This is a genomic window from Mycolicibacter senuensis, assembly GCF_003284925.1.
Taxonomy (GTDB): Bacteria; Actinomycetota; Actinomycetes; order Mycobacteriales; family Mycobacteriaceae; genus Mycobacterium; species Mycobacterium algericum_A.
This window is the reverse complement of the sequence record NZ_QMEX01000008.1, coordinates 67,546-80,291: the sequence shown is the minus strand read 5'-3', so window position 1 is coordinate 80,291 and position 12,746 is coordinate 67,546. Positions and strand designations below refer to the sequence as shown.

Sequence of the window (12,746 nt, the reverse complement as noted above, 5' to 3'; positions counted from 1 at the left end):
AGCCGAGGTCGTCGTCATCGTCGGACTCGGCGTCGGACTCCCCAGGCGGCGACGGCTCGAACGTGACCGGTTGCGGCGCCACGAACAACGGCATGTAGTCGACCCGCGCGTTGGCCGCCTCCGGGGCGGTCTCCAGCAACAGCCGGGACTCCGGCTCGTCGACGGCGTCCCCGGACTCCCCGGACACCTCGGTGCTGGGCGATTCGGTAGAACCCAGCAGGTCGCGAACGCGGACCGCTTCGACCCGATCGACGCTGGAGTGGGCGCTGCGCGCCCGGCCGTCCAGCTCGGTCAGCGCGTCGAGAACCCGTTTGCTGGTGGTGCCCAGAACCCGCGCCAGCGAGTGGACCCGCAGCCGGTCCGGCAGCTCATCCTGCTCGGTCGGCTCCGCTGGTACATCGGAAAAAGGGCTCTTAAAAAGAGACGGGTCTGCCACGTATTCTCCTCAAGCCCCCGGGCGCGTCGTTACGACGCGGCCACGCGAGGGCTTCTCGTTATTCGCCCGGCTCACTTCCCCGGGCTTGTGGTGGTCTCGCTCCGAGGGGCTCGGGTGGAACCGACTCGGTGCCTGGCTGAATGAGGACCGGCGATCGGCGCCGCATCACATCTCGCGACCGTCGCACTCGCCTAAGTCTTCATTCGGGTGTCGGACACCGGTCCGGTGACGTTCACCCATTGGCCAGTATCCCACACAACCAGACCAAGCCGGTCGAAAGGCATTAACTCCGACGTCAGGCCAGTGTCATCGGGGACGTCGGCGCCGACGGCTTCAGGTCGGGAAACCACAGCGCGATCTCGCGCTCGGCCGACTCCGGCGAGTCGGAGCCGTGCACCAGGTTGAACTGGGTCTCCAACCCGAAGTCACCGCGGATGGTGCCGGGCGTGGCCTTGGCGACCGGATCGGTACCGCCGGCGAGCTGCCGGAACGCCTCGATGGCCCGCGGCCCCTCCACCACGGCCGCGACCACCGGGCCGGAGGTGATGAAGTCCAGCAGTGAGGCGAAGAACGCCTTGCCCTCGTGCTCGCCATAGTGCTGCCGGGCCACCGCCTGCTGCACCGGCCGCAATTCCAGCGCCGCCAGCGTCAGGCCCTTCTTCTCGATCCGGCTGATGATCTCGCCCACCAGCCGGCGGTTGACGCCGTCCGGCTTGATCAGCACCAAGGTCCGCTCAGTCATGAAGCGCCGCTCCTCATCCATCGCTCCGTGTCCCTCGCCGCCGCGCGGCCGGGTACCCCACCGGTCGTCGCCAGCGGCACGGGCGACAGCGTACCGAATCGCCGCTCGGCCACGAGCGGCACCAACACGCCGTTCCTCACCGTCGCTTCGCTCCGCCTCGTCACTGGCGGCGCAACACCTCGGCACGGAAGTGCGCGATCAATCCCCACACCACGGCGAACACCAGCCCCATGATCCCCACCGCCGGATAGACCACAAAGCCTGCGACCAGCACCACTTGCAGACCCAGATTGGCCCAGATCGCCCAGGGCCGGCCCTGGATACCGGTGAACAGCAGCAACACCAGCGCCAGACCGAGCAGGTAGGCCAGCGACACCGGCGAGAGCCCGCCGCCGACCACGTGGACCACCGGCAGCGCCAACAGCACCACGATCGCCTCGAGGATCAGCGTCGCCGACATCACGCCGCGGAAACCGCGCCACGGATCGGGCGCCCCCGTTGGGTCGCTCATGCCGGATCCTTTCCGAACAAGGTGCGGGCGGCACCAGCGGTGACCACTGAGCCGGTGATCACGATGCCGGTTCCGGTGGTGTCACCGTCGGAGTCGAATTCGTCGACCAGTGCGGTCGCGGTGTCGATGGCGTCCTCGAGCGTGTCGGTCGTCACCACCCGATCTTCACCGAACCACCGTAGCGCGACGGCGGTCAGCGTCTCGACATCCACCGCACGCGGGGAACCGTTGTGGGTCACCACGATCCGGTCAAAAACCGGCTCCAGAGCGGCAAGGATGCCGTCGGCGTCCTTATCCCCCAACACGCTGACCACGCCGACCAGGAACCGAAAGCCGAAATCCTCGGTCAGCGCCTGGGCCAGCACAGCGGCGCCGGTCGGATTGTGGGCGGCGTCGATGAAGACGGTGGGCGAGCTGCGCATCCGCTCGAGCCGGCCCGGACTGCGCACCGCGGCAAAGCCCGCCCGAACCGTGTCGGCGTCGAGCTGGCGCTCGGCGCCCGCGCCGAAGAACGCCTCCACCGCCGCCAGGGCCAGCACCGCGTTGTGCGCCTGGTGCTCGCCGTGCAGCGGCAAGAAGATGTCCGAGTACACCCCGCCCAGGCCCTGCAACTCCAACAGCTGACCACCGATCGCCAGTTGGCGGCTGCGTACCGCGAACTCGGAGTTCTCCCGCGCGACCGCTGCGTCGGCACGCACCGACTGCGTCAGCAGCACGTCCATCACCTCGGGTGTCTGCCGGGCAATCACCGCGACAGTGTCGGTCAGTTCGTCCGACGAGCGGTGGATGATGCCGGCCTTCTCCGCGGCGATCCCGGCGATGTCGTCACCGAGGTAGTCGACGTGATCGACACCGATCGGGGTGATGACCGCGACGGGTGCTTCGACGACGTTGGTGGCGTCCCAGCGGCCGCCCATTCCGACCTCCACCACGGCGACGTCGACCGGGGCGTCGGCGAACGCCGCGAAGGCCATCCCGGTGAGCACCTCGAACTTGCTCATGGCAGGCCCGTTCTCGGCTTGCGAGGACGCGTCCACCAGCTGCACGAACGGTTCGATCTCGGCGTAGGTCTCCACATATTTGGCGGGACTGATCGGCACACCGTCGATCCCGATGCGCTCGACCGCCGACTGCAGGTGCGGGCTGGTGGTGCGCCCGGTGCGGCGAGAAAACGCCGTCAGCAACGCGTCGATCATCCGCACCACCGAGGTTTTGCCGTTGGTGCCGGCGACGTGAATCGACGGATACCCGCGCTGCGGGGAGCCGAGCAGTTCCAGCAGGGCGTTGATCCGGGTCAGGCTGGGTTCGATCTTGGTTTCGCCCCAGCGCTGATCGAGTAGGTGCTCGACCTGCAGCAGCGCCGCGATCTCGTCCGGTGTCGGCTCGGCACCGACCGGGTGCTCGGTCATGCCAGGGCCGAAAGACGCGCGGTGATCCGGTCGACCTCGTCTCGGGCCAATTGCTGGCGGCCTCGGATCTTGTCGACGACGGCTTCCGGCGCCTTGGCCAGAAACGCCTCATTGCCCAGCTTCGCCGCGGTGGCCGCTAACTCCTTCTCCGCAACGGCGAGATCCTTCTCCAGGCGCCGGCGCTCGGCGGCGACATCGACGGTGCCGGAGGTGTCCAGTTCCACCACGACGGTGCTGGCGCTGTGGGCGGGGCCCAGCCGCACCTCGACCGTGGCCGACGGTGCGAAATCCGCGCCGGGCTCGGTCAGCCAGGCCTGCGAGGTCAGCGCGGCCACCTGGGTGGCCAGGTCGGCGTCGTCGATACCGGACAGTCGGGCCGGGACCTTCTGCCGGTCACGCAGCCCCTGGTCGCTGCGGAACCGGCGCACCTCGGTCACGAGCTTTTGCATGTCGGTGATCCGTTGCGCGGCAACACGGTCCAGGACGATTCCAGACGGCTCGGGCCAGTCCGCGATCACCAGTGACTCTGCGCCAGTGAGTTCCTGCCACAGCGTCTCGGTGACGAACGGGATCACCGGGTGCAACAACCGCAGCAACGTGTCGAGCACCGCGGCCAGCACGGCGGTGGTGTGGGCAATCCCCTGACCCAGCTGGGTCTTGGCCAGTTCGACATACCAGTCGCAGAACTCGTCCCACGCGAAGTGGTACAGCGCCTCGCAGGCCCGGCCGAACTCATAGCCCTCGAAAGCCGAATCCACCTCGGCGCGAACCTCTTCCAACCGCCCCAGAATCCACCGGTCGGCATCGGTGAGCTCCTCGAGCGCCGGCAACGGGGCGGGTCGCGCGCCGTTGATCAGTGCGAATCGAGTGGCGTTGAACAGCTTGGTGACGAAGTTGCGCGACGCGCGGGCATGGTCCTCGCCGATCGACAGGTCGCCGCCGGGGCTCGCGCCGCGAGCCAGCGTGAACCGCAGGGCGTCGGCGCCGAAGGCGTCCACCCAGTCCAGTGGGTCGATGCCGTTGCCGCGGGACTTGCTCATCTTGCGCCCGTGCTCGTCACGGATCAGGCCGTGCAGGAACACGTTCTCGAACGGCACCTTGCCGCCCCGCAGGGCGGGATCGTCGGCGACGAAGGTGCCGAACATCATCATCCGGGCGACCCAGAAGAACAGGATGTCGTAACCGGTTACCAGAACCGTTGTGGGGTAGAACTTCTCCAGCTCGGCGGTGGCGTCGGGCCAGCCCATCGTGGAGAACGGCCACAACGCCGAGGAGAACCAGGTGTCGAGCACGTCGGGATCCTGCTCCCAGCCCTCCGGCGGGGTTTCATCCGGCCCGACACAGACCTTCTCGCCGTTGGGCCCGTGCCAGATCGGGATGCGGTGACCCCACCACAGCTGCCGGGAGATGCACCAGTCGTGCATGTCGTCGACCCAGGAAAACCAGCGGGGCTCCAGGCTTTTCGGGTGGATGACGGTGTCGCCGTTACGCACCGCGTCCCCGGCGGCCTTGGCCAGCGAGGAGACGTTGACCCACCACTGCATCGACAGGCGCGGCTCGATGACCTCGCCGCTGCGTTCGGAATGCCCGACGCTGTGCAGGTAGGGCCGCTTCTCGGCGACGATGCGTCCTTGGCCGGCCAGCGCTTCGCGCACCGCGACACGCGCCTCGAAGCGGTCCATGCCGTCGAACTGCGTGCCGGTTCCGGTGATCCGGCCCTTGGTGTCCAGGATGGTCGGCATCGCCAACTGGTGCCGCAGCCCGATCTCGAAGTCGTTGGGGTCGTGGGCGGGGGTGACCTTGACGGCGCCGGTGCCGAATTCGGGGTCCACGTGCGCATCGGCGACCACGCCGATCTGCCGGTCCAGGAACGGGTGCGGCAGGCTGGTCCCGACCAGGTCGCGGTACCGGTCGTCGTCGGGGTGCACCGCGATCGCGGTGTCGCCGAGCATCGTCTCCAGCCGGGTGGTGGCCACCACGATATGGGGTTGCCCGTCGTCGAGGGAGCCGTACCGGAACGACACCAGTTCGCCCTCGATGTCGTCGTATTTGACCTCGAGGTCGCTGATCGCGGTCTCCAGCACCGGTGACCAGTTGACCAGCCGCTCGGCCTGGTAGATCAGGCCCGCATCATAGAGGCGCTTGAAGATGACGCGGACGGCGCGCGACAGGCCATCGTCCATGGTGAACCGCTCGCGGCTCCAGTCCACCCCGTCGCCGATCCGGCGCATCTGGGTGCCGATGGTGCCGCCGGATTCCCGCTTCCAGTCCCAGACCTGCTCGACGAAGCCTTCGCGTCCCAATTCCTCCTTGGTCTGCCCGGCGGCGTTCAGCCGCCGCTCCACCACGCTCTGCGTGGCGATACCGGCGTGATCCATGCCCGGCAGCCACAACACCTCGTAGCCCTGCATCCGCTTGCGGCGGGTCAACGCGTCCATCAGGGTGTGGTCGAGTGCGTGCCCCATGTGCAGGCTGCCGGTGACGTTCGGCGGCGGAAGCACGATCGAATAGCCGGGCTTGGTACTGGTCGGGTCCGCGGTGAAGTAGCCGGCATCGACCCAGCGCTGGTAGATCGCGTCCTCGACCGCACTCGGCTCCCAGGATTTGGGCAGGTGTTCGGTGTTGGCAGCGTCGGGGGTGGCGGTCACCGCTCAATTCTAGGAACGACGGCCCACTGCACGTGACAGCCCCCGGACCGGGATCGGTCCGGGGGCTGGTAACGAGTGCCTATTTCTTGCCGCCGAGCAGTCCGCCGAGGATGTCGCCGATGGCGCCGCCGGTTTTGCCGCCGATCATGTTCCCCAGGATGCTGCCCATCGACTGGTTCTGGGCGCTGCCACCGCCGCTCATACCGCCGAGGATGCTGCCGAGAACATCACCGAGTCCGCCGCCCCCGGAGGCCTGCTGCTGGGCCGGCTCGGCCTTCTGGCCCGACAGTTGCTTGCCGATGTAGGCGAGCACGATCGGAGCGATGATCGGGAGCAGCTTTTGCAGCAGGTCGTTGTTTCCGGCGCCGGCACCCGACAGTGCCGAAGCGACCTGGCTGGTGTCGTTGCCGCCGAAGATGGTCGAGATCACCTGCTGGCCTTCGGCCTGGTTGCCGGCGAACGCGTTTCCCAGCAGCCCCTGCGCCGCGAAGCTGTTGGCCTTGCTGGCGATGTCGTCGGCCTGGCCCGGGTCCTGGGCGTTCTGGCTCAATCCGCCGACGAGCACCGGCACCAGGGTACGGATAGTGTTGTCCACCTCGCCCGAATCGGCGCCGAGCTGATTGGCGATGTCTTGTACGGGGATCTGCGCGAAAAGATCGTCGAGGCCGGCCATGAGAGTTCCACCTTCGTTGCTGGGTGCTGCCGTGACTGCGGTCGAAGATGACATTAGCGGAAAGCGCCGCCGGCCCGCACCGGTCAGTTCAGCCGGGAAACGTCCAGCGTCACACCCGCTGCGCGCAGCCGAACCAGCAGCGCATCACCCATCGCGGCCGCCGGGGTGAGCACCCCGAAGCGGTCGGGCAATGCATCGCGGTTCAACGCCAGCGCCAGCCCGCTCTCGGCTAGCAACACCGACGTCGCCTGGTAGCCGGGGTCGCCCTGCTGCGCCATGACCGCCAGGTAGCGGGCACCGCTGCTCGTGGTGGTGTAGGTCTCGACGCGGTAATAGCCGTTCTCACGGCGGCTCTGGCTGGGGCCGGTGCCCGGCTTGGGCAGCACCCGCTCCACCAGTCGGCGCGGCAGCAACCGGAAGAATCGGCTGCCGAGTCCGACGGTCACGGCGCCGAGTCCGGTCGCCAGTCCCGACAGCGCCGGAGCCACCGCAGACGAGCCGACGCTCATGTGCTCGGCGTAGCGGAACCGCCGGCCGTAGGCCCACTCCAACAGCCCGTTGGTGCGTCGCACGATCCGGGTGTTGTAGGGCGCCATGACGAAGCCGGCGGTCCAGATGCCGGTGAGTTCGGGGGCGATGTCACGTCCGCGACGCCAGGTCAGGTCTGGCTGCGCGCCCAGCTCGGGCTCGGCGCCGCGATCGTCGCTGAGGGTATAGGGGTCGAAGAGTTGACGTCGGGCGTCGGCGTCGGTGGAGGCGGTCCGCAGCACCTCGGTCATCGAGGCGATGGTGCCGCCGGACAGACCGCCGGAGAACCCCCGCACCACCAAATTGGTGTCGAGCAACTCGCCGGCGCCGTCATCGCGGGCCGCCCGGTAGAGCGCGTAGACGCTCAGATCCGACGGGATGGAGTCGAAGCCGCAGGCGTGCACGATGCGCGCCCGGTTGTCGATGGCCTGTTTCTGGTAGGTGTCGATGCTCTCGCGCACGAACATCGCCTCGCCGGTGAGGTCGACATAGTCGGTGCCCGCCGCCGCACACGCCGCGACCAGCGGCATTCCGTATCGGGTGTAGGGGCCGACGGTGGTGATCACCACCCGGGTGCGGGCCGCCATCGCCTCCAGCGACGCCGGTTTGTCGGCGTCGGCCACCACGATCGGCCAGTCCTGCGCTGCGCTGCCGATCTCATCGCGGACGGCGCGCAGTCGCTCCGCCGAGCGGCCGGCCAACCCGACGCGGGTCTCGCCCCCGACGCGGGCCAGGTACTGGGCGGTGAGCTTCCCGACGAAACCGGTCGCCCCGTAGACGATGACGTCGAGTTCACGTGGCGTCTCAGACATGGATCCGACGCTACCCGCCGCACCGGATTCCGAAGACGGCGAGGGCGCCGGGCTCATCGCCCGGCGCCGTCGTCTGGAAGGGTCGTCTGGAAGGTCAGCCGCGACGGCCGCAGACCGGCCACGCGCCGATGCCCTGGCTGCGCAGCACGTTCTCGGCCACCCGGATCTGCTCGGACCGACTGGCGAGGTGGGGCATGCCGCTGCCGCCGTTGGCACGCCAGGTGCCGGCGTTGAACTGCAGACCGCCGTAGTAACCGTTGCCGGTGTTGATCGACCAGTTGCCGCCGGACTCGCAGGCCGCGATGGCGTCCCAGTTGACGCTGTCCGCCCTGGCGGTCGCGTCGGAGAGTGCCACCGCACCGGTGATCAGCGCGCCGGCGATCGCGGCCAGGGTGAGGGGCTTACGGACCTTCTTCAACATTGTTCCTTTCGCGGTGCGCGCTCCGAAGTGCAGCCGGGATGGACCTCAGGCGGGATTGATCTTCGAGACGTGCCGTCTAGGTCAGGCACGACAGCGGGGGCAAGGGCTGCCCGCCGGGATGACACCCGGCACCGCGGAAGCATTCATGGGGCCGCCCGCGGCCCCGCTCACACGCGGTTCCGTGGATTCACTTTGTTTGCCCTGCATTCGGGCGAGGGGAAACTTACGAAACGTTCATGCGAGAAGTCCAACCGCATGACGAACGCATTTCGGAGAGATAACGAAACCATCACACCACCGCGACGAATGGTTTCGCCAGGTCACCGACAGCTTTTAGTCTTTCTAAGCGTCCACCGGCTAGGTTGTTTTTCGTGAGTCAAATCACGGACATTTTGTGGGCTGGGCCACTGACTCGCGTGCCCGCGACGGGCCGAACTGCGCCAGCTCCGCCGTAACTCGCAGTTCAGGACCCATATTCGCGCTCGCCCGCTACCCGGGGCACTGCGGGCGGGACAGCCGGTAATCAGCGTGACGAATGGGCGGTATCACCGCACAGCTATACGCGAAAGATCCAATTGCGACCGAGAGCGACGAGACCGGCGTCCGAACGGGTCGCCAGGCCTGCCACGGTGGAAGAACGGCATGACTCCTGCTGCACTACAACAGCTTTCGTCGAATGATCAGCACTCTTCGACCGTCGACGGTCGAGACCCTCGACTTTTGATAAAGGTCCTATTTCACAGCGCTAACACGAACATTTATTCAACGCGTCGGCAGCGGAACCAAATACATTTCATCACCTTCGTCACCGTATTTGCTGTCCCATTTCGCCCTTGCCGGCGGTCGGGTCGCGTGTGGGCTCAGCAGAGGCCGGCGATGTCATCCGGAGAGTTGAGGTTGGCCAGCGGCGCCGGATCCTCGAGTTCGATCCGTTGCGCCTCGACCATGTCGACCAACGCCCTCACCCGGCGCTCCCCATCGGCGACCAAGGCTTCGATGGTTCCGGCCAGTGCCGTCCGGTACACCGCGGCCAGATAGTGGTCCCGGCCTGCCCGCGGCAGCACCACGTCGGCACCGGGATGTGCGCCGGCGAGCAGGTCGATCACCGCGGGCGCCAGAAACGGCATGTCGACCGCGCAGACGAACGCCCGATCCGCGCCGGCGCGCGCGGCGGCACGCAACCCCAGGCCGACCGCGGGCAGTGGCCCCAGCCCGGGCACCTCGTCGCGCAACACCTGCGCCGGCAATGCGGGAAGGGCCTGCCCCGGGGCGGCCACCACGAAGACCGGATCGCAGCACTGGGCGACCACCGATACCAGGTGCTCGACCAGGGTGCGGCCGTCGAATCGACCCGCCACGGTCAGGGTGGCCTTGTCGCGGCCCATCCGGCGCGATGCGCCACCGGCGAGCACAACACCGGCTAGACCGACCCGTCGGCCGGTCATGGCCTTAGGGCTCGCCTCAATCCACGGTCCAGGTGTCGCGGCCACGCAGCAGCGCCTGCAGGGCGGCGGTGTCGTGCGCGGTGGCCTGGCGGGCCTCGGCGACCTGCGCGCGCGCCAGGTCGTCGTAGGTGGGCTTGTTGACCTTGCGGAAGATGCCCATCGGGAAGTGCGACAGATCCTGCTCGGAGAGCCGTGACAACGCGAACGCGTAGGACGAGTCGGGCAGCGTGGCATCGTGCACGACGATCTGCTCGGCCGAGACGTTGGCGGTCTTGGCGACCTCGAGCCCGAAGCCGGACTTGATCACGCAGTACTCGCCCTCGGCACCGAAGGTGACCTTCTCGCCCTGCCGGAGGTTGATGATGCGGTTCTCCGCACCCTCCTTGCGCAGCAGGTCGAAGGAACCGTCGTTGAACACCGGGCAGTCCTGCAGGATCTCCACCAGTGCCGAACCGCGGTGTTCCATGGCGCCGCGCAGCACCTCGGTGAGGCCCTTGCGGTCGGAGTCCAGGGCACGGCCGACGAAGGTCGCCTCGGCGCCGATCGCCAGCGAGACCGGGTTGAACGGGTTGTCCAGCGAACCGAACGGTGTGGACTTGGTGATCTTGCCGGTCTCCGACGTCGGCGAGTACTGCCCCTTGGTCAGCCCGTAGATCCGGTTGTTGAACAGCAGGATGGTGAGGTTGACGTTCCGGCGCAGCGTGTGGATCAGGTGGTTGCCGCCGATGGACAGCGCGTCGCCGTCACCGGTGATCAAGAACACCGACAGATCCGGCCGAGCGGTCGCCAGCCCGGTGGCGAACGTCGGGCCGCGGCCGTGGATCGAGTGCACCCCGTAGGTGTTCATGTAGTACGGGAACCGGCTCGAGCAACCGATGCCGCTGACGAACACCACGTTCTCTCGGCGCACCCCCAGCTCGGGCAGGAAGTTGCGGATCGAGTTGAGGATCGCGTAGTCGCCACAGCCCGGGCACCAACGCACTTCCTGGTCGGAGGTGAAGTCCTTGGACTTCTGCGGCTCGTCGGTGGTGGGCACCCCGCTCAGGGCGGTCAGCCCCAGCTCGGTGCCTACCAGGGAGCTGGCGGGTTCGGTTGTGGTCATGAATTCGCTCCTGCTGTACTGCCCGCGATGGTCACCGCCGCGGCCGTGGCCAGCGACGCCTTCTCGTTCTCCCGCTCGGCCAGCGTCCCGGCCAGCGCGTCGTCAATGATCGCCTCGACCTCGTCGGCGAGGAACGCCTGACCGGCGACCTTGGTCACCGACTGGACATCGACCAGGTAGCGGCCGCGCAGCAGCAGCGCCAACTGGCCCAGGTTCATCTCCGGCAGCACCACCTTCGGGTAGCGCCGCAGCACCTCGCCCAGGTTGGCCGGAAACGGGCTGAGGTGCCGCAGGTGAGCCTGCGCGACCTTCACGCCGCCGCGCCGGGCCCGCCGGCACGCCTCGGCGATCGGACCGTACGAGCTGCCCCAGCCCAGCATCAGCAGTTCGGCGTCACCGGTCGGGTCGTCGACGACCAGGTCGGGCACCTTGATGCCGTCGATCTTGGCCTGCCGCAGCCGCACCATCAGGTCGTGGTTGGCCGGCTCGTAGGAGATCGCGCCGGAGCCGTTGGCCTTCTCCAGACCGCCGATGCGGTGCTCCAGACCGGGGGTGCCGGGGATGGCGAACTGGCGCGCCAGGGTCTGCGGGTCACGCGCGTAGGGCTGGAATTCCTCCCCGGCCTTGGCCAGGTTGCGTTCGATGGGCTCGATCGCGCTGATGTCGGGGATGCGCCACGGCTCGGAGCCGTTGGCGATCGCGCCGTCGGAGAGCAGCACCACCGGGGTGCGGTAGGTCAGCGCGATCCGGACGGCGTCGATGGCGGCGTCGAAGCAGTCCGATGGCGTGCATGGCGCCACCACCGCGACCGGTGACTCGCCGTTGCGGCCATAGAGTGCCTGCAACAGGTCGGCCTGCTCGGTCTTGGTGGGCAGCCCGGTCGACGGACCGCCACGCTGGACGTTGATCAGCAGCAGCGGCAGTTCGGTCATCACGGCCAAGCCCAGCGCCTCGGCCTTGAGCGCCAGGCCCGGACCGGAGGTGCTGGTGACGCCCAGCGCGCCGCCGTAGGAGGCGCCGATCGCCGCGCCGATACCGGCGATCTCGTCTTCGGCCTGGAAGGTCAGCACGTTGAAGTTCTTGTGCTTGGACAGCTCGTGCAGGATGTCCGACGCCGGGGTGATGGGGTAAGTCCCCAGCAGCACCTGCGTGTCGGCGAGCTGACCGGCGGCGATCACGCCGTAGGCCAAGGCGGTGTTGCCCGAGATCTGGCGGTACTCCCCCGGTGGCAGCTTGGCCGGTGAGATCTCATAGGTGGTGCCGAACGCCTCGGTGGTCTCGCCGTAGTTCCAGCCCGCCTTGAGCGCCAGCACGTTGGCGTCGGCGACATCGGGCTTCTTGGCGAACTTCTCCCGGATGAACTGCTCACTGGTCTCGATGGGCCGGCCGTACATCCACGACAGCAGGCCGAGCGCGAACATGTTCTTGGCCCGCGCGCCGTCCTTCTTGGTGGCGCCGATCGCCTCGACGGCGCCCAGGGTCAGCGAGGTCATCGCGACCGGGACCACCACGTAGTCGGAGAGCGCCTCGGTCTCAAGCGGATTGGCCTCGTAGCCGATCTTGGCCAGGTTGCGCTTGGTGAACTCGTCGGAGTTGACGATCACCATCCCGCCGCGCGGCAGGTCGCCGATGTTGGCCTTCAGCGCCGCCGGGTTCATCGCCACCAGCACGTCGGGGCGGTCACCGGCGGTGAGGATGTCGAAGTCGGCGATCTGGATCTGGAACGACGACACGCCCGGCAGGGTGCCCTGCGGGGCGCGGATCTCGGCCGGGTAGTTGGGCTGGGTGGCCAGGTCGTTGCCGAACAACGCCGCTTCGGAGGTGAAGCGGTCGCCGGTGAGCTGCATGCCGTCGCCGGAGTCGCCAGCGAAGCGGATTACTACTTTTTCGAGTTTTTGGCGCCCGGGCGCCGACCCGGCTCCGTTACCGCTCGGACCCACGGCCCCCGCCTTCCATCACTGTCTGACCGGGCCCGCACAGCGCGGCTGGCGCAACCCACACGTTTTTCTGTCACTGGCA

At 68.0% G+C, this 12,746-nt stretch carries 10 protein-coding genes and 1 pseudogene; all 11 read right to left on the bottom strand.

The genetic code is table 11. From position 1 onward, the window contains the following. Positions 1-436 (bottom strand): annotated as a pseudogene (locus DQP56_RS04985) (ribonuclease E/G); the annotation flags it as partial. Between the two features lie 295 nt (positions 437-731). Beyond that, on the bottom strand, positions 732-1,178 hold the full coding sequence (gene ndk, locus DQP56_RS04980) for a nucleoside-diphosphate kinase (RefSeq protein WP_112683881.1): 447 nt from the start codon (positions 1,176-1,178) through the stop codon (positions 732-734). 160 nt (positions 1,179-1,338) lie between these two features. Beyond that, on the bottom strand, positions 1,339-1,689 hold the full coding sequence (locus tag DQP56_RS04975; protein WP_112683873.1) for a DUF4233 domain-containing protein: 351 nt from the start codon (positions 1,687-1,689) through the stop codon (positions 1,339-1,341). Further along, entirely contained in the window at positions 1,686-3,098 is a 1,413-nt protein-coding gene (gene folC / locus DQP56_RS04970; RefSeq protein WP_112683872.1) for a bifunctional tetrahydrofolate synthase/dihydrofolate synthase, read from the bottom strand. Before folC ends, DQP56_RS04975 begins: the two co-directional genes overlap by 4 nt. Continuing rightward, positions 3,095-5,746 carry a valine--tRNA ligase gene (locus tag DQP56_RS04965; protein ID WP_112683871.1) on the bottom strand — a complete coding sequence of 884 codons (2,652 nt, stop codon included), beginning with the start codon at positions 5,744-5,746 and terminating at the stop codon, positions 3,095-3,097. Before DQP56_RS04965 ends, folC begins: the two co-directional genes overlap by 4 nt. A gap of 79 nt (positions 5,747-5,825) precedes the next feature. Next, entirely contained in the window at positions 5,826-6,419 is a 594-nt protein-coding gene (locus DQP56_RS04960; RefSeq protein WP_112683870.1) for a DUF937 domain-containing protein, read from the bottom strand. A gap of 83 nt (positions 6,420-6,502) precedes the next feature. Next, on the bottom strand, positions 6,503-7,759 hold the full coding sequence (locus tag DQP56_RS04955; RefSeq protein WP_112683869.1) for a saccharopine dehydrogenase family protein: 1,257 nt from the start codon (positions 7,757-7,759) through the stop codon (positions 6,503-6,505). Between the two features lie 94 nt (positions 7,760-7,853). Continuing rightward, positions 7,854-8,177, bottom strand: a complete 324-nt coding sequence (locus DQP56_RS04950; protein ID WP_205868801.1) for a transglycosylase family protein — start codon at positions 8,175-8,177, stop codon at positions 7,854-7,856. An 863-nt stretch (positions 8,178-9,040) separates the two neighbouring features. Beyond that, positions 9,041-9,625 (bottom strand): molybdenum cofactor guanylyltransferase, encoded by a 585-nt coding sequence (mobA, locus tag DQP56_RS04945; protein WP_112683867.1) that lies wholly within the window; start codon positions 9,623-9,625, stop codon positions 9,041-9,043. A gap of 16 nt (positions 9,626-9,641) precedes the next feature. Next, complete coding sequence (locus DQP56_RS04940; protein WP_112683866.1) at positions 9,642-10,727, bottom strand: 2-oxoacid:ferredoxin oxidoreductase subunit beta; 1,086 nt, start codon at positions 10,725-10,727, stop codon at positions 9,642-9,644. Next, positions 10,724-12,667 carry a 2-oxoacid:acceptor oxidoreductase subunit alpha gene (locus DQP56_RS04935; protein WP_112683865.1) on the bottom strand — a complete coding sequence of 648 codons (1,944 nt, stop codon included), beginning with the start codon at positions 12,665-12,667 and terminating at the stop codon, positions 10,724-10,726. Before DQP56_RS04935 ends, DQP56_RS04940 begins: the two co-directional genes overlap by 4 nt. Positions 12,668-12,746 lie beyond the last annotated feature (79 nt).